At 69.5% G+C, this 16971-nt stretch carries 12 protein-coding genes; 8 read left to right on the top strand and 4 right to left on the bottom strand.

All coding sequences use genetic code 11. The features are described 5' to 3' along the window. Positions 1 to 37: 37 nt before the first annotated feature. Together HBK84_RS08925 and HBK84_RS08920 are read right to left on the bottom strand one after the other, a co-directional pair. The gene (locus HBK84_RS08925) at positions 38 to 2152 is read right to left on the bottom strand and encodes an acyl-CoA dehydrogenase (RefSeq protein WP_167319179.1); all 2115 of its coding nucleotides are present in this window, start codon (positions 2150 to 2152) and stop codon (positions 38 to 40) included. Continuing rightward, a complete protein-coding gene (locus tag HBK84_RS08920; RefSeq protein WP_231885613.1) occupies positions 2152 to 2853 on the bottom strand; it encodes a TetR/AcrR family transcriptional regulator in 702 nt (233 codons plus the stop codon). Before HBK84_RS08920 ends, HBK84_RS08925 begins: the two co-directional genes overlap by 1 nt. Positions 2854 to 2925: 72 nt before the next feature. On the opposite strand from HBK84_RS08920, the gene HBK84_RS08915 reads away from it, so the two are divergent. The 7 genes from HBK84_RS08915 to HBK84_RS08885 all read left to right on the top strand — a co-directional run bounded on the left by HBK84_RS08915 (position 2926) and on the right by HBK84_RS08885 (position 12748). After that, positions 2926 to 4335: an acetyl-CoA C-acetyltransferase gene (locus HBK84_RS08915; RefSeq protein WP_085106621.1), complete on the top strand. Its 1410-nt coding sequence runs from the start codon at positions 2926 to 2928 to the stop codon at positions 4333 to 4335. A 50-nt stretch (positions 4336 to 4385) separates the two neighbouring features. Then, positions 4386 to 5768, top strand: a complete 1383-nt coding sequence (locus HBK84_RS08910) for a 3-oxoacyl-ACP reductase (RefSeq protein ID WP_144931330.1) — start codon at positions 4386 to 4388, stop codon at positions 5766 to 5768. A gap of 4 nt (positions 5769 to 5772) precedes the next feature. Beyond that, positions 5773 to 6849 (top strand): MaoC/PaaZ C-terminal domain-containing protein, encoded by a 1077-nt coding sequence (locus HBK84_RS08905; protein WP_167318705.1) that lies wholly within the window; start codon positions 5773 to 5775, stop codon positions 6847 to 6849. A gap of 80 nt (positions 6850 to 6929) precedes the next feature. Beyond that, positions 6930 to 9341, top strand: a complete 2412-nt coding sequence (gene ligA / locus HBK84_RS08900) for an NAD-dependent DNA ligase LigA (RefSeq protein ID WP_370520524.1) — start codon at positions 6930 to 6932, stop codon at positions 9339 to 9341. A gap of 8 nt (positions 9342 to 9349) precedes the next feature. Continuing rightward, the gene (locus tag HBK84_RS08895) at positions 9350 to 10207 is read left to right on the top strand and encodes an inositol monophosphatase family protein (RefSeq protein ID WP_167318704.1); all 858 of its coding nucleotides are present in this window, start codon (positions 9350 to 9352) and stop codon (positions 10205 to 10207) included. Between the two features lie 434 nt (positions 10208 to 10641). Then, positions 10642 to 11376: a transglycosylase family protein gene (locus tag HBK84_RS08890; RefSeq protein ID WP_167318703.1), complete on the top strand. Its 735-nt coding sequence runs from the start codon at positions 10642 to 10644 to the stop codon at positions 11374 to 11376. Between the two features lie 241 nt (positions 11377 to 11617). After that, positions 11618 to 12748: an FAD-binding oxidoreductase gene (locus tag HBK84_RS08885; RefSeq protein ID WP_167318702.1), complete on the top strand. Its 1131-nt coding sequence runs from the start codon at positions 11618 to 11620 to the stop codon at positions 12746 to 12748. Here the strand turns inward: HBK84_RS08885 and HBK84_RS08880 are convergent. Continuing rightward, positions 12727 to 15069 carry a S9 family peptidase gene (locus tag HBK84_RS08880; protein ID WP_167318701.1) on the bottom strand — a complete coding sequence of 781 codons (2343 nt, stop codon included), beginning with the start codon at positions 15067 to 15069 and terminating at the stop codon, positions 12727 to 12729. The two genes, HBK84_RS08885 and HBK84_RS08880, sit on opposite strands and share 22 nt — an antisense overlap. Positions 15070 to 15137: 68 nt before the next feature. On the opposite strand from HBK84_RS08880, the gene HBK84_RS08875 reads away from it, so the two are divergent. Continuing rightward, positions 15138 to 15902: a CPBP family intramembrane glutamic endopeptidase gene (locus tag HBK84_RS08875; RefSeq protein ID WP_240918914.1), complete on the top strand. Its 765-nt coding sequence runs from the start codon at positions 15138 to 15140 to the stop codon at positions 15900 to 15902. 51 nt (positions 15903 to 15953) lie between these two features. Here HBK84_RS08875 and HBK84_RS08870 read toward each other — a convergent pair whose 3' ends face one another. After that, positions 15954 to 16592, bottom strand: coding sequence for a VOC family protein (locus tag HBK84_RS08870; RefSeq protein WP_064846920.1), 639 nt, complete (start codon positions 16590 to 16592; stop codon positions 15954 to 15956). Positions 16593 to 16971 lie beyond the last annotated feature (379 nt).

Raw genomic sequence — 16971 nt, 5'->3', positions numbered from 1 at the left:
TCACGCGGACGCGGAACCCCCGCGCGAGCCGGCCGGGTCAGGCATGGTGGCCGCGCGTCTGGGCGCCCGGGTCCTTGGCGGGCTTGGGCTCCTTGACGGGGGCCTTGCCGCTCGCGCGCAACCGGCGGTAGTAGCCCGCGGCCTCCTCCTGGCGCTCGGCCTCCACCGTGCCGCCGATCTCAGCGCGCAGTAGCTCGGGCGAGAGCCCGAACGCGTCCACCAGCTCCAGGGAGTAGGGGCGCAGGCGCGCAATGAGGCGGTTGATGTAGGACTCCAGAGCGCGGCCGCGGCGCATCGAGAGCCGACCGTAGGAGAGGTACCACGCGAGGTCCTGCTCGATCAGGTGCAGACCGAAGAGGTCCCGCAGCCACGTGAGCACGCGCTTGGTGTCCGGGTCCTCGATCTTCTCGAGACCAGCGGTGAACGCCTCCCACTGCAGCAGCTGGGCGTGGGAGCGGGCGGCCTCGAGCAGCTGGTTCTGGTTGTCGTTGAACGCCTTTGCCTGCTCGGTGCGGGACTTGCGGGACACGGCCCGCAGCTCGTCCGCGATGTCGCCGATCATGGTTTGCACCCGGTCGGTGAGCAGCGCGCGCTGGGCCGCGGGATCGCGCAGGGCGTTGACGGACTTGCGGGAGTCCCCGGTGTCCGAGAACGCCTGGGTCAGCTTGCGCAACCCGGAGCGGTTGAAGCCGGCCTCGGTGGCGCGGTCCGCCACGTAGCGGGCCATCACGCCCACGTCCGCGTTCTTGAACTCCGCCGAGTAATCGTTGAGCAGGCGCTTGGCCACGAGCTGCAGCAACACGGTGTTGTCGCCCTCGAACGTGACGTAGACGTCCAGGTCCGCGCGCAGTTCTACGAGCCGGTTCTTGGCCAAGAAGCCCGCGCCACCGCACGCCTCGCGGCACTCCTGCAGCGTGTCTAGGGCGCTCCACGTGGACATCGGCTTGAACGCCGCGGCCAGGGTCTCGAGCTCCTGACGGTTGCCGTCCGAGTCGTCCTCGCCCGAGAAGACCTCGTGGAACTTGTCGAGCAACTGCTGGTGCGCAAACGTCATGGCGTACGTCTCGGCGATGCGGGGGATCAACCGGCGCTGGTGGCGCTGGTAATCCAGCAGCGTCTGCTCCTGGATGTCCGAGTCCGTGGTGAACTGCCGACGCTGCTCGGCGTAGCGCACCGCGATGCTCAGCGCGGCCTGGTTCGCGATCGTCGCGGCGCCGTCGAGGGACACGCGGCCCTGCACCAGCGTGCCGATCATGGTGAAGAAGCGCCGGCCCGGGGACGGGATGGGGGAGGAGTAGACGCCGTTCTCGTCCACGTCCCCGTACTTGTTGAGCAGGTTGGTGCGGGGCACGCGCACGTGGTCGAAGTGCAGTCGGCCGTTGTCGATGCCGTTGAGCCCACCCTTGCGGCCGTCGTCCTCGCCGCCCACGCCCGGCAGGAACTCGCCGTTCTCGTCCCGCAGGGGCACGTAGAGGCAGTGCACACCGTGGTTGGTGCCGTTGACGATGAGCTGCGCGAACACGGTGGCCGCGCGGCCGTGCACCGCGGCGTTGCCGAGGTAGTCCTTCCACGCGGCCTTGAACGGCGTGTGGATCTCGAACTCGTCCGTCTCCGGGATGTACGTGGCGGTGGTGCCGATCGAGGCGACGTCAGAACCGTGGCCGATCTCCGTCATGGCGAACGCACCGGGCATGCTGAGGTCCAGGATGGAGGGGAGCCACTTCTTGTGGTGCTCCTCGGTGCCCAGGTTCAGCACGGCGGAGCCGAACAGGCCCCACTGCACACCGGACTTGATCTGCAGGGACGGGTCCGCGAGCACGAGCTCCTCGAACGCGGAGAGGTTGGCGCCGGGGCTCATGGCCCCGCCCACGCTCTCGGGCATGCCCAGGTACTGGGGCCCGGCATCCGCGAGCAGCTTGAGCTGCTCGAACGTGACGTTGCGCTGGTCCGCAAAGGACTGGTCGTACTGGGACTGGAAGCGGGGATCCTTCGCCCGCTCGCGTGCCGCCTTGCGTGCTTCGGGCCAGCGCCCCAGCAGGATGGCGCCGAGCTCGGCGGTGTCGATCCCGGACGGGGTGGTGGCACCGTCCTCGGGCAGGTCTTCGATGCGGTCGGTATTGGGAACTGTTCCGCTGACCGAGGTAATGGACATCATGACTCCTGACGGTTCTCTGGGACGGGTGGTTTACCCGTCGTCCTGATGGGGGAAGTTGGTGGTGCGGATTCACTGCCGGTCACGGGGCGCAGGCCCTCCACGGCCCACGTGGTGATGATCCGACTCATGGTGTGGCGATCCGGTTTCGCGGTATCGCCGCCGAGTTCGAGCCAGGCCTCACCCGCACCGCGGACCATGCCCACGGTGGAAGCGGCCCAGCACTTCAGGACCCCCTCGGGCGTGGCCCGGCTGCCGTGGTGGCGCATGTGTTGCTCCATGAGCAGGTCCCTTACGGAATCCACGAAGCGTTCGATCGTGGAACCCCGTTCCGTGGGTGCGGTCACCACGAAGCGGTAGACCTCACCGGAGGCCGCCACGGACTTGAGGTACTCGGAGACGAGGGCGTGGATCATGGCGGCGAACGTGTCCGCTTCGCTGGCCGCGGCCACCATGCGTCGACGCATCCGGGTCACGAAGTACTCACCCACCGCGGCCTGCACGCCGGCCTTGTCCTTGAAGTAGCGGTAGAAGACGGACTTGGAGGTCCCGCACGCCGTGGCGATCTCCTCCATGGACAGCGCAGCACCGTTCGCGGCCACGGCGTCGCGCGCGGCCGTGATCAGTTCGATCCGCCGCACGGCGCGGTGCCGCTGCCAACGCGAGCTCCTGCCGTCCACGGGGTGGGTGACCTGTTTCACGATACCGAGAGTATCAGCTATTCTGGATCCCGAGTGATCCAGATCGCATAAATTCCCCGAAAGGAACTACGCATGAGCGAGAACACGCAGAACACGGCACCGTCCACCCCGGCCACCGGAACCGGTTCCGAAGCCGCCAAGCGAGTTGCGGCCCCGGCCGCCTCCTCCGCGCCGCAGGGCGGAGCGACGGGAGCCCGCGCCGTCGTCGTGGCGGGCAACCGCATCCCCTTCTCCCGCGCGGGCGGGCCGTACGCGAACGCGTCCAACCAGGACATGTTGACCGCCGCGATCGACGGGCTCGTGGCCCGGACCGGGATCGCGGGCGAACGCCTGGGCGCCGTGGCGGCCGGTGCCGTGATCAAGCACTCCCGGGACTTCAACCTCACGCGCGAGTCCGTGCTGGGCTCCGCGCTGGACCCCGCGACCCCGGCCTACGACGTCCAGATGGCGTGCGCCACGGGCATGGAGACCGTGAGCTCGATCGCCAACAAGATCCGGCTGGGCCAGATCCGGGCCGGGATCGCCGGTGGTGTGGACTCGTCCTCGGACGCTCCCATCGCCGTGAGCGAGGGGCTGCGCCGCGCGCTGCTCAAGCTGCAGCGCGCCAAGACCACCGCCCAGAAGCTCAAGGCGTTCAAGGACCTGCGCCCGGGCGACCTCTCGCCGTCGGTGCCCTCGTCCGGTGAGCCGCGCACGGGCCTGAGCATGGGTGAGCACCAGGCGCTGACCACCCAGAAGTGGGGCATCACACGCGAGGCCCAGGACGAGTTGGCCGCGGCCTCCCACCAGCACCTGGCCGCCGCGTACGAGCGGGGCTTCTTCGACGACCTCGTGACCCCGTTCAAGGGTCTGACCAAGGACAACAACATGCGCCCGGACTCCACCGTGGAGAAGCTGGGCGGGCTGAACCCGGTGTTCGGCAAGAAGCTCTCCGGTGAAGCCACCATGACGGCCGGCAACTCCACGCCGCTCACGGACGGTGCCTCCACGGTGCTCATCTCGTCCGAGGAATGGGCCGGTGAGCACCACCTGACCCCACTCGCCGAGGTCGTGGACAGCGAGGCCGCCGCGGTGGACTTCGTGACCGGCAACGAGGGCCTGCTCATGGCCCCGGCCTACGCCGTGCCGCGTCTGCTGGCCCGCCACGGCCTCACGCTGCAGGAGCTGGACCTCGTGGAGATCCACGAGGCGTTCGCCTCCACCGTGCTGTCGATCCTCGCCGCATGGGAGTCCCCGGAGTTCTGCAAGGACCGCCTGGGCCTGGACGCGCCCCTGGGCTCGGTGGACCGCGCCAAGCTCAACGTCAACGGGTCCTCACTCGCCACTGGGCACCCCTTCGCCGCCACGGGTGGTCGCATCGTTGCCTCCACCGCCAAGGAACTGGCCGCACGTGCCAAGGAGACGGGCAAGCCGCAGACAGCGCTGATCTCGGTGTGCGCCGCCGGTGGTCAGGGTGTGGCCATGCTGCTGCGCTCGGTCTAAGCGAGTTCACGGCCACGGCGAGACACCACGATTTCTGGGAGAGGACACAAGTGACGGACACATATCTGGACATGGTCAATTCGGGGCTGGGCAAGCAGCTCGCGGGCAAATTGGGCCTCCCGCGCCCGGTTACGCTGCGCCGGTTCACCGCGGACGGGGACTTCCCGAGCGGCTCCGTGCTCGTGCTCGGCCGGGGTGCGGCGGGCGACGCCGCATCGTCGGCCCTGCTCGGCTGGGACCTGGACGTGCGCCGGCACGCTCAGGACGTGGACCGGGTGGGTGCGGTGGTGATCGACTACACGGAGGTCGACAGCCCCGCCGATCTCGCGGACGCGGCCCTCGAGCTGGCCTCGGCCGTGCGCAAGCTGCGCCCGGGCGGACGGGTCATCACGCTGTCGCGACCGGCGCCCGGGATCGGGACCGGAGCGGCGTCGGGCACGCTGCCCGGCGCGCGGCAGTTGACCCCGTCGCAGGCCGCGGCGCGCCAGGGTGTCGTGGGCATGCTGCGCTCGATCGCCCAGGAGATGCGCGGCGGCGTGACCGCCAACGGCATCCTGCTTGCGGACGACGTCGCTGCGGACGCTCCCGGTGTCACGGGCGCCCTGCGCTTCTTCCTCTCGGGCCGCAGCGCGTACGTGGACGGGCAGTTCCTGACTGTGGGTGACGACCGCGGGGACGCGGACGTGGACTGGGTGCACCCCGTCGCGGGCAAGGTCGCAGTGGTCACGGGTGCCGCACGCGGGATCGGCGCGCAGGTCACGCGTACGCTCGCGGCCTCGGGCGCCACGGTCATCCCCGTGGACGTGCCCGCCGCCGGTGACGCGCTGAGCAAGCTCGCCAACGAACTGCGCGTGCCCGCGTTGCAGCTGGACGTCACGGACCCGCAGGCCGGACAGAAGATCCTGGACCTCGCGGTGTCCCGGTACGGCCGGCTGGACCTCGTGGTGCACAACGCGGGCATCACGCGGGACAAGATGCTTGCCAACATGGACCAGGCCAAGTGGGATTCCGTGATCGCGGTCAACATCGAATCGCAGTTGCGGATCACCGAGACCCTGCTCGCCTCCGATCAGCTGGGCCCGGCGCCGCGCATCGTGTGCCTCGCGTCCACGAGCGGCGTGGCGGGCAACCGCGGTCAGACCAACTACGCCGCCTCCAAGGCCGGGGTGATCGGTGCGGTGGCCGCCACGGCACCGCTGATCGCGGAGAAGGGCGGGACCATCAACGCCGTGGCTCCCGGGTTCATCGAGTCGGACATGACGGCCAAGATCCCGGCGGCCCGCCGCCAGATCTCCCGCCGGTTGAACTCCCTGCAGCAGGGCGGTACGCCGGAGGACGTGGCACAGGCCATCACGTTCCTGCTCTCGGACGCCGCCGGTGGGATCAACGGTCAGACGTTGCGCGTGTGCGGCCAGAGCCTCGTGGGAGCATGATCGCATGAGCACTCCTGACCCGGTCCTGCCCACCGTTCCCTCCGACTACGAACTCGTCCAGCCGGCGGGTTCGGTGAAGCTGCCCGCGCTGTACGCGTCCGCGGGGGCGCGCGCGGCGTCGTCGGCGGCTTCCGACGCCGCCGCTGCGGCCACGCACAAGGTGCTCCCGGCTCTGCGCGACTCGCCCGTGGGGCGCGTGCTGCCCGGCGCGCTGCGTAAGTCCCGCACGGAACGCGTGGGGGCTGCCCTGCAGGTGCCGCGCGTGGCCCACGTCGTGGAGGACGTCAGCGCGGAACCCGAGTGGCACGAGAAGTTCTGCCGCGTGGTGCACGCAAGCACGCATCCCGTGGCCCCGGGGTCGCAGCACACCACGGTGTTCTCGGGTGCGCTGCACGCGCTCGCGTTCCCCGTGGCCATGTCGGTGCTCACGCGCAAGGACTTCCCCCTGCCCGTGCTGGGCATGGTGCACCTGAGCAACACCATCCGCCACGTCACGGACGTGGCCGTGGGGGAGCGGCTCACCGCCACGGCGTGGACCGAGAATTTGGGCACCCACCGGTCCGGGACCACGGTGGACGCCGTGGTGACACTGTCCCGCGAGGGCGGGTCCGTGGTCTGGGCCGGGCGCTCCACGTACCTGGCCAAGGGCGTGCACACCGCGATCGCGGACGAGGGCGCGCGCGTTCCCGAGGAGTCCTCCCACGAGCGCGCACCGTTCGATCCGCCGCAGCAGACCGCGCAGTGGGTCCTGGGCGCCCGGACCGGGCGGAACTACGCGGCGGTCAGCGGCGACTACAACCCCATCCACCTCTCCGACCCGTCCGCCAAGGCGCTCGGGATGAAGGGGGCGATCGCGCACGGGATGTACACGGCCTCGCGCGCGCTGGCGCTGACCGGCGTGCCCGCGGAGGTCCCCTTCGCGTGGTCCGTGGACTTCGCCGTCCCGGTGCAGCTGCCGACTACGGTGGCGGTCTCGGTGGAAGACGACGGTCGGGGCGCCCACTGGCGCGGTTCCCGCGTCCTCGTGTGGGACCCCAAGCGGCAACGCCCACACGCGGAGGTTACGGTCACGGCCCTGTGACCGCTCGCTGATCCGCCTGACGAACGCCCCCGGGACCGAGGTTCCGGGGGTGTTCGTGTCTGTCGGTGGGGTGGGACACAATGGGGGGCGTGAGCACAGACAACGCGCGGCGGGCCACGGACGCCACCGGCCAGAGCCTGAATCCGGACGAGCCCAGCGAGGCGTTGCGGGAGGAGTACGCCGATCTCGCGGACCGCGTCCGCGAAGCACGCACGGCGTACTACGTCCACGACCAACCCGTCATGTCGGACGCCGAGTACGACCGGTTGTACCGCTCCCTCGAGGAGTTCGAGGCCCTGCATCCCGAACTCAAGGCGAACGATTCCCCCACGCAGGAGGTGGGCGGTGACGTTTCCGCGGCGTTCAGCGCCGTGAAGCACCTCGAGAAGATGTACTCGCTCGAGGACGTCTTCTCCACGGACGAGCTCGTAGCGTGGTTGACCCGCGCCCAGCAGCAGGTCGAGCAGTTGCCGGGTGCGCCCACCGTGGCGTGGTTGAGCGAGGTCAAGATCGACGGCCTGGCCGTGAACCTGCTGTACCGCAACGGTGTGCTTGTCCGGGCCGCCACGCGCGGGGACGGCACCACGGGTGAGGACATCACCCACAACGTGGCCACCATCAAGACCATCCCGCAGCGACTGACCGGGGAGGACTTCCCGGAGGAGGTCGAGATCCGCGGCGAGGTGTTCATCTCCTCCAAGGATTTCCGCGCGCTCAACGAGGCCATCGTGGAGGAGGGGCGTGCGCCGTTCGCGAACCCCCGCAACGCCGCGGCGGGGTCCCTGCGCCAGAAGGACCCGCAGGTCACCGCGCGACGGCCGCTGTCCATGTTCGTGCACGGCATCGGGTTCTCCCGCGGTTTCGAGCTGGAGACGCAGTCGCAGGCGTACGACGTCCTGCGGGACTGGGGACTGCCCGTGAGCCCCTACTCCCGGGTGCTGGAATCGGTGGACGAGGTGCTCGAGTTCATCGCGGAGTACGGCGAGCAGCGGCACAGCCTGCTGCACGAGATCGACGGCATCGTGATCAAGGTGGACGACCGCCGCACGCAGTTCCGGCTCGGCTACACCTCCCGCGTCCCCCGGTGGGCCGTGGCGTACAAGTACCCGCCGGAGGAGGTCAATACGAAACTCGTGGACATCCTGGTCAACGTGGGTCGTACCGGTCGCGTCACGCCCTTCGGGCTCATGGACCCGGTGCGCGTGGCGGGTTCCACCGTGGAGATGGCCACCCTGCACAACCAGGACGTGGTCAAGGCCAAGGGCGTGCTCATCGGGGACACCGTGGTGCTGCGCAAGGCCGGTGACGTCATCCCGGAGATCGTGGGGCCCGTCGTCGCACTGCGGGACGGCATGGAGCGGGAATTCGTGATGCCCACCGAGTGCCCGTCGTGCGGCACGCCCCTGCGTCCCGCCAAGGAGGGGGACGTGGACATCCGCTGCCCCAATGCGGAGACGTGCCCGTCCCAGCTCAAGGAGCGCGTCAACCACGCGGCGAGTCGCGGGGCCTTCGACATCGAGGCACTGGGCGAGGAAGCGGCCAAGGCCCTGACCCAACCTGTTCCCCAGGACGCACCGGACGGCACCGAGTTCTCCGTGCCCCCGCTGCGCAACGAGGCCGGGTTGTTCGATCTCACGCCGGAGGACCTCAAGGAGGTGAAGGTGTGGCGGGACTCCCGGCGCACCGTCACGGACAAGGAGACGGGGGAGAAGACCCAGCGGGTCACCCCCGAACTCGTCCCGTACTTCTGGACCAAGCCCACCAAGAACAAGCCGAGCGTGCCCTCCAAGACCACGGAGATCATGTTCCAGCAGATGGAACAGGCCAAGGACACCGACCTGTGGCGGATCCTCGTGGCGCTGTCCATCCGCCACGTGGGTCCCACGGCCGCGCGCTCGCTGGCCACGTCCCTGCGCAGCATGGACGCGATCCGCTCGGCGGACCTGGACACGCTCGCGGGCACGGACGGGGTGGGCCCCATCATCGCGCAGGCCGTCATCGAGTTTTTCGAGGAGCCGTGGCGGTGTGAGGTCGTGGACCGCTGGGCCGCCGCGGGTGTGCGCATGGAGGAAGAGGTGGACGAGTCCACCCCCCGCACACTTGAGGGAGTCACCGTGGTGGTCACGGGATCGCTCGAGGCCTACAGCCGGGACTCCGCGAAGGAGGCCATCCTAAAACGCGGCGGCAAGGCGTCCGGGTCGGTGTCCAGGAAGACGGCGTTCCTGGTGGCCGGCGAGAACGCGGGTTCCAAGCTCGACAAGGCGGAGTCCCTCGGGGTTCCCGTGCTGGACGAGGCCGGTTTCGAGCGCTTGCTCGCGCAGGGCCCGTCGGCGTTCCACGACGCCGCTGCCGCACCGGGAGCGTCCTCGGCCGAGGACGCCCAGGACGGTGACCCGGAGGCCTCGGCCCCGGACGTGGCCGAGTCGGATGGCCAGGGCGCCGCGGCTGACGCCCCGGATGCCGCTGCATCCCACGACAACGCGGGGAAGTGAGACGCGAGATGGCGGATGCACTGGAAGGGCTGGGTCCGGGGTCGGACGAACTGCAGGAGCTGTTGGAGGTCGCGCTGCGCGCCGCACAGGCCGGGGCCGACGTCCTGAGCGGTCGTGACAGCACCGAGTTCCACGCGCAGACCAAGTCCTCGGACGGCGACTGGGTGACGTCCTTCGACGTCGCCGCGGAGGAGGCTGTGAGTGCCGTCCTGCGCCGTGAACGGCCCCGGGACGCCATCACGGGGGAGGAATCGGGAACGTACGTGCCCGAGCACCGCAGCCCCGTGCGGTGGTCGGTGGACCCGTTGGACGGGACCACCAACTTCATCCGGGACATCGTGTACTACGCCACCTCCGTGGCCGCGTGCGACGAGCACGGGAACTGGCTCGTAGGGGTCGTGAACGCCCCCGCTCTCGGGCGGATCTATTACGGCGTCGCAGGCCTGGGTGCGTGGGTCCGGCGGGACGGACGGGACACGAGGCTCACGGGTCCGGTCCCCGGCCGCCGGGGCGCGCTCTACGGCACGGGTTTCTCGTACGACCCCGCCGTGCGGCGTGAGCAATTCGGCTCGTTCCTGGACACCATGGAGAACTTCTCGGACATGCGGCGTCTGGGAGCGGCCTCCCTGGATCTCTGCATGGTGGCCGACGGCACCCTGGACGGTTACTCCGAACGTGGACTGCACGAGCACGACTGGGCGGCCGGCGCATTGATCGCCCACGAGGCCGGGGCGGGGGTGCAGCGCCCCGATCTGCCCGTTCCACCGGCGCTGAGTGAGCAAGAACACTCAGCGGGCAGTGCGATCGCGAAAGCATACGAAAAGGCCCGCGTGACCAGTGTGATCGCGGCCTGGGCCCCGCGCTGAGTAGTGGTAATCACACCGTTATCGGTTGGCAATCACACCGTTATGCGAGCCGGGAACCCGGGTCGGGTTGACCTGTTCGTCGCGGGTGGCCTAGCGTGGCCGGAGTTGATTGGCCGTGGTGGCCGTGATACGTGTCCGCGACTGGGGGTGTCCCCAGAAACGGGATAACGAAAAAGTAACTTTCTGCTTGGCAACGCCCGGAACGTTACGTTATCGTTATTATCAACTTCCTCAGCGGACTTTCGTGAGCGGAAGTTCGCTTCCGGGCCCGCTCGATCCGTGGCTCGGCTTGTGCTGGATGTTGCCGCAACACCGTACGTCGTCTGTATGGCAGCATTCCGTAGTTTCTACCCCTAACACCAACTGTCAAGGGTGGACGACGGCGCGAAGACACCCAGGGATGGGAACGAGCGTAGGTGGCCTTACGGAGCATAATGAAGACTTCAACCGCTATTCGCCGTGGTGCCGCTGCTGTCCTGATGGGCGGCGTGGCCGTGGGCGCGTTCGCCGTCCCCGCCAACGCCGCTCCCAGCCTTGACGCGATCAAGCAGTGCGAGTCCGGTGGAAACTACCAGGCGCACAACGCTTCCTCCGGTGCCTCGGGTGCCTACCAGTTCCTGACCTCCACCTGGCAGAGCATGGGCGCCATCACCGCTGGCTACGCCAACGCCGCCGATGCTCCCGCCCACGTGCAGGACGCTGCTGCGGCTGCGCTGATGGAGCGTTCCGGCCCGAGCCAGTGGGAGTGCTCCGGCATGATTTCCGGCGGTTCTTACACCGCTCCGGTTGCCGCTTCCGTGGCCCCGCAGTCTTCCTCCGTCCAGAAGGCTGCTCCGGTTCAGCAGGCTGCCCCCGTCCAGAAGGCTGCTCCGGTTCAGCAGGCTGCCCCCGTGCAGCAGGCCGCTCCGGTTCAGCAGGCTGCCCCCGTGCAGCAGGTTGCCCCCGTGCAGCAGGCCCCGGCCGTGGAGTACACCGCTCCCGCGGCTCCCGTGCAGCAGGCCGCTCCCGCCGCCGGCACCTACACCGTGCAGGCCGGGGACACCCTGGGCACCATCGCCAACAAGCTGGGTGTCAACGGTGGCTGGCAGGCCCTGTTCGCCGCCAACTCCGGCACCGTGGCGGACGCCAACCTGATCTTCCCGGGCCAGGTTCTGAACATCCCCGCCTGATCCAGGCACTCATCGCTTGCGATGACCGGGTGATGCGGAGGACCGAGGTCCGCCGCTGACCCCTCGAAGCCCCGCCCCGCACCGATCCCGGTGTGGGGCGGGGCTTTGTCGTACCCGGAACCGGTCCGGATCCCACGGTGTGGGCTGTCACGCCACGGCATCCTGCGGGGCCCCGATTGCCGAGCCGGAGGATTCCTCTCCGGCTTCCGGGATGCGACCGGTGGGGTGCCACAATGAGGTCATGACGACTGAGATCGCGATCATTGGAGCAGGCATCGCCGGATTGTCCGCGGCCTCGGAGCTGGCGGAACACCGGGGGACTGGTGAGGGAATCCTCGTGGTGGAGGCGGAACGGGACGCGGCCATACACACGTCCTCCCGGTCCGCGCAGCAACTGATCCCGAGCTACGGTCCGGAACCGGTGCTCGAGCTCACCCGCTGGAGCATTGCCCGGTTGCTCGAAGCTGGCAACTATCTGGCGGCGCCGCTCGCGTGGCCCAGCTCGTTCGTCGTCGCCGGCTCGCCCGAGGACGTGGCCGCCATGACTGTTCCCGGGCTGCGTACCCTTGAGGGCGCCGAACTGTTCGAGCTGTGCCCCGAACTGCGGGTAAACCCGCAGCGCTTCCGGACCGCCGCCGTGGACGAGTCCGCCGTGCGCACGGATGCCACCGCCCTCGTGGCATGGCATCGCGAGCGAGCGCTGGCGGCCGGCGTCGAGATCCGGACGAACAGCCGCGTGACCGGCGCACGGCGGGCCGGGGACCTGTGGGAGCTGACCCTCGGCGCCGCCCCGCCGAAGACCGTGCGTGCCGCCACGGTCGTCAATGCCGCGGGTGCGTGGGCGGACGAGGTGGGAGCGCTGTTCGGCGCGGCGCCCCAGGGATTACGGCCTCTGCGACGCACGGCGGCCCTCGTGACCTTGGCCGAGCCCATGCCGCCGGAACACCCCATGGTCGACGATGCCGCCGAGGACTGGTACTACCGCCCCGACGCCGCGGGCGCCATGATCTCGCTCGGGGAGGCCGAACCCAGCGAACCGTGCGACGCCCAACCGCACGAGGGCGCCGTCGCCGGGCTGATCGCCATGATCGAGCGGGAGACCAGCCTGCGGATCACGGGCGTGATCAAGGCGTGGACCGGACTACGCACGGAGCGTCCGAGCGACGTCCCCGTGTGCGGCTGGGACCCGGTGGCACCGGGGATGTTCTGGCTCGCAGGCCAGGGCGGGTACGGGTTCCAGACGAGTTCGGCACTCGCCAGGGCTGCCGCGGAACTGGTGCTGCGCGGTGAGGTGGGGGACTGGCTCAGCCCCGCCACTCGCGATGCTCTGGCCCCGGACGGCTCACCCGATCAGTCCGCGACCCCCAGGTAGCGCGCGAGCCACGCGTACTCCCAGGCCGTGTCCTTCCACTGCGAATAGCGCCCGGACGCGCCACCGTGGCCGCCCGCCATCTCACAGCGCAGCACCACGGTCTCCGGGTGCCGGGCACGAGTGCGCAGGGCGGCGACCCACTTGGCCGGTTCCACGTACAGCACGCGGGTGTCGTTGAGGCTCGTGACCGCCAGGACGGGCGGGTAGTCCGCGTCCCGGAGGTTCTCGTAGGGGGAGTACGAACGCATGTACTCGTAGACCTCGGCCGAGTCCACGGGGTTGCCCCACTCCTCCCACTCGAGGGCGGTGAGCGGCAGCTCGGGCATGAGCATGGACGTCAGCGGGTCCACGAACGGGACCGCCGCGAGCGCCGCACAGTACAGCTCGGGCGCGAGGTTGAGCACGGCTCCCACGAGCAGGCCGCCGGCCGAGCCACCCATCACGGCGATCCGCTGGGCGTCCACGTCCGGGCGGGTGGCGAGGTGGCGGGTGACGGCCACGTAGTCGGTGAACGTGTTGGTCTTGGTGTCCTTCTTACCGTTCTCGTACCACCCGCGACCGAGTTCGCCACCGCCGCGCACGTGCGCGACCGCCCAGATCACGCCCCGGTCCAGCAGCGACAACCGGGACACGGAGAAGCCGGGGTCCGTGCTGATCTCGTAGGACCCGTAGGCGTACTGGAGTACGGGTGCGGGGCGGGTGGGGTCCAGGTCCGCGCGGCGCACGATGCTCACGGGGATCCGGGTCCCGTCCTCGGTCACGGCCCAGTCCCGTTCCACGGTGTAGTCCTGGCTGCGGTACCCGCCCAGTACGGTGGCCTCGCGCCGCAGGACGGGCTCGCCCACGCCGTACTCGTTCGTCCCGGACTCGCCGGGTTCGGCCGTGGGGATGTCGTAGACGCGCGGCGGCGTCACGAAGGACGTGTAGGACACCCGCACCACGGGGTTCTCGTACTCCGCGGAGAGCACGCCACTCGTGTAGAGCTCCTCGTCGAACGCGGCCTCGGCCCCGTCCAGCAGCGACGACGACGCCGCACCGGCCGCCGCGCTCGACGCCGCGGCGTCGTCCGAGTCCGCAAGGCGTCCTGAGCCCGTGTCCGATGTCGAGGGCACGGCCTCGCGTGGGCCCGCAACGATCTCGTCCACCGCGCGGCGCGGGATCAGGCGGACCCGGGGCGTGGTGTCCGCGCGCAGGGCCACGACCAGGTGGGTGGCGGTGGGAACACAGGACTCGATCCGCACGTCCTCCGACGCCGGGATGACATCCGTGAGCTCGAGGTCCGCGAGGGCACGGCCCGCGTGCCCGAGCGGCATGAGGCTCACCCGGCCGTTGGGGGCGTGCGCGTCGTGGGTCAGGAGCACGTGGTCCTGGCCGGCCACCGTGAGGGGTTCCACCTCGTAGAGCACCCGGTCCTCGCGCGAGATCATGACGCGCCAGGGCAGGGAATCCGGCCCAGCGGTGTCGTCGGACGCATCGGCGACCGGCTCATCCGTGGGGGAGCCGGTCAGCTCGGTCAACGGCAGGATCCGGTACTCGCTGTACTCCGAGCAGGACGAGGACAGCATGAGCCACTGCTTGTCCGCGGAGAGCTCGGCCCCGAGCCACAGGCCGGGGTCGTCCTCCTGGAACAGCAGCTCGTCGGAGGATGCGTCCCGGCCGATGACGTGCCGGTACACGCGCCACGGCCGCCACGACTCGTCCACGACGATGTAGATCAGCTGGGAGGCGTCCGGTGTGAGGAACGCGCCGTACGAGGTCTGCTCGATCCGGTCCGCGAGCAGTTGTCCCGTGGCGAGATCCTTGACCTGGATCGTGAACCGTTCGTCACCTGCGGTGTCCTCGGACCAGGCCAACCTGGAGCCGTCCTCCGACACGCTGAAGGCGCCCAGCGCGTAGAAGTCGTGCTCCTGGGATGCGGCGTTAGCGTCCAGGAGGGTTTGTTCGCCGTCCAGTGCGGTGCCCGGTTCCACGGTGGGCGGTGTCCACTGCGCGGGGTCGGTGACCGGGACGCGGCAGAAGATCTGGTGGGCGCCGCCCTCGACCGTGCGCGTGAAGTACCACCAGTCCCCGCGACGCGACGGCACGGACAGGTCCGTCTCGAGCGTGCGGTCCTTGATCTCCCCGTAGATCCGCTCGCGCAGGGGCGCCAGATCCTCGGTCGTGGCCTCCGCGTAGGCGTTCTCGGCGTCCAGGTGCGAGCGCACCTCGGGGGAGTCCTTGTCCCGGAGCCACTCGTAGGGATCGGCGAAGGTGTGCCTGTGGAACGTGCGTTCCACCGGGCGGCTCGGGGCCACGGGATAGGACGGCTGCTCGGAAGTCATGCCCACAGTCTAGGGACGGGTGGGGACGCGCAGACGTGGTCCCGCTCGCGAGCGGCCACAATGGTCCCGTGCAGACTCCCACCCCTTCGCAGCGCGGCATGTCGCGCGCCGACACGTGGCTTCAGATCGTCCTGGTGCTCGGCGTGTCCCTCGGGGCGTCCGCGGTCTACGCCATGCTGGATCTGGCCGAGGTGCTCATGCGGTCCTCGCTGGCCGACACCACGACGACGCTCAACCGGCCCCTGAGCAGCGTCCCCCTGATCGACGCGTTGCGTCAGCTCACGGGCATCGGCTTCGCGCTCGTCCCCGTGCTGCTGGCCCTGTACCTCATGGCCGGGGTGGCGCGGGGGATCCCCGGCGTGCTGTGCAGGATCGGGGTGGATGGGCGCAGACCCGTGTGGGACACGCTGTGGGGAATGGGCCTGTTCGCGGTGATGGGCGGCGGCACCCTGGTGCTCTATCAGGTGGGCCGGTCCCTGGAGATCACCGCGCAGATCACCACATCCACCATGGAGCAGACCTGGTGGGCGGTTTCTTTGCTCGTGCTCTCCGCGCTGCGCCACTCGATCGTGGAAGAGATGATCGTGGTGGCGTTCCTGTGCGAGCGCTTGCGATCCCTCGGATGGTCGTGGTGGCTCGTGGCGGTGGCCTCCGCGGTGGCGCGGGCCAGCTATCACCTGTACCAGGGGTTCGGACCCACGCTCGGGAACCTGGTCATGGGACTCGTGTTCGTGTGGCTCTACCGCCGCGGCGGTCGACTCATGCCGCTGCTGATCGCCCACGCCCTCCTGGACACCGTGGGCTTCCTGGCCCCGCAACTGCTCGCGGGCTGATGCCGGAGACCGGGCGGAGCGGCGTCGTCGGCCGCACCGAAGGGAACCAGATCAAATGGTGACGGTGCCGTCCGGGGTGTCGAACGAGACGGCCATGACCCCGGGGGTGCCATTGGGGGCGCACCAGGTGACGTCCAGCGAGCCCAGGACGTCCTCCACGGGACCGCCGAGCCACTCCGTGACGCGGTCGGGGGAGCCGGCGATCTCCATTCCGCTCAACCGGACGTCCGTGATCCGCGCCTGGGACGGGTGCATCTCGTCCTCGGAATCGAAGTGCACCATGAACGGCAACTGCGGGTCGGAGATCAAACCCTTCACGCCGATCTGATGCCATTCGAGCTGCCGACCGTCGGGGAACAACCGGCCACCGGGCACGGAGGGGCGGCCCAGCTTGGCCTCGAAGGGCGCGAGGTCGGGGACCTCTACGACCCAGCCGAGCCAGCCGCCGCCGGCGTCAGAACGGGCACGGACGGCCTGACCGAACGGCGCCTTCTCCGCGGCGGGGTGCTCGAGCACCGTGACGACCTCCACGTACTGGTGGTCGGTGAGCGGCAGGATCATGTTCCGAGTGCCGAAACGGGGGTGCACACCGCCCTTGACCGGTTCGATCCCCAACCGGTTCGCGATGCGTTCGGTGGTGGCCTCGAGGCCGTCGGGCTGAGCCGCGAAGGAAACGTGATCCAAGTTCATGACGCCATGGTGGCACCGGCCACACGGGCCACCAAATCGAGCGCGAGCCCGGCGAGTGTGTGACCTGCGCCGCCCGGTCCGGTGGGCAGGGCCGGCTCTCCGCACCTCCCGAGACCTGACATCGGGACGGCTGATCCGGGCGGGGACTGTGTTGGTCCAGGTCAACGAGACGCGCGTCTCAGAGGCTGGAGTCCGCAGCATCAGCCGGGGAGTCTCCGACCGAGCCCTCGCTATGTGACCTGAGACCGATATCGATCCCGATCACTACGAGGTGGTTCCCGTGTCCGCAAATGCCGTCGGTTTCGCACTCCTGATCCTCGGAGTCGCCCTGCTCCTGGGGAAGTTCGTGCGCGTCAAGGTGGGTTGGGTCCAGAGCCTG

Source organism: Kocuria sp. KD4 (genome assembly GCF_011769905.1).
In the GTDB taxonomy this organism is placed as follows: Bacteria; Actinomycetota; Actinomycetes; order Actinomycetales; family Micrococcaceae; genus Kocuria; species Kocuria marina.
The sequence above is the reverse complement of the archived record's forward strand: the minus strand, read 5'-3'. Positions and strand labels throughout refer to the sequence as shown.

Bases quoted from the DNA above. Each gene is read 5' to 3' on its own strand.
- ligA (WP_370520524.1), top strand. From the start codon at position 6,930: ATGGGGGGCGTGAGCACAGACAACGCGCGGCGGGCCACGGACGCCACC.
- HBK84_RS08885 (WP_167318702.1), top strand. From the start codon at position 11,618: ATGACGACTGAGATCGCGATCATTGGAGCAGGCATCGCCGGATTGTCC.
- HBK84_RS08905 (WP_167318705.1), top strand. From the start codon at position 5,773: ATGAGCACTCCTGACCCGGTCCTGCCCACCGTTCCCTCCGACTACGAA.
- HBK84_RS08895 (WP_167318704.1), top strand. From the start codon at position 9,350: ATGGCGGATGCACTGGAAGGGCTGGGTCCGGGGTCGGACGAACTGCAG.
- HBK84_RS08925 (WP_167319179.1), bottom strand. From the start codon at position 2,152: ATGTCCATTACCTCGGTCAGCGGAACAGTTCCCAATACCGACCGCATC.
- HBK84_RS08870 (WP_064846920.1), bottom strand. From the start codon at position 16,592: ATGAACTTGGATCACGTTTCCTTCGCGGCTCAGCCCGACGGCCTCGAG.
- HBK84_RS08915 (WP_085106621.1), top strand. From the start codon at position 2,926: ATGAGCGAGAACACGCAGAACACGGCACCGTCCACCCCGGCCACCGGA.
- HBK84_RS08880 (WP_167318701.1), bottom strand. From the start codon at position 15,069: ATGACTTCCGAGCAGCCGTCCTATCCCGTGGCCCCGAGCCGCCCGGTG.
- HBK84_RS08890 (WP_167318703.1), top strand. From the start codon at position 10,642: ATGAAGACTTCAACCGCTATTCGCCGTGGTGCCGCTGCTGTCCTGATG.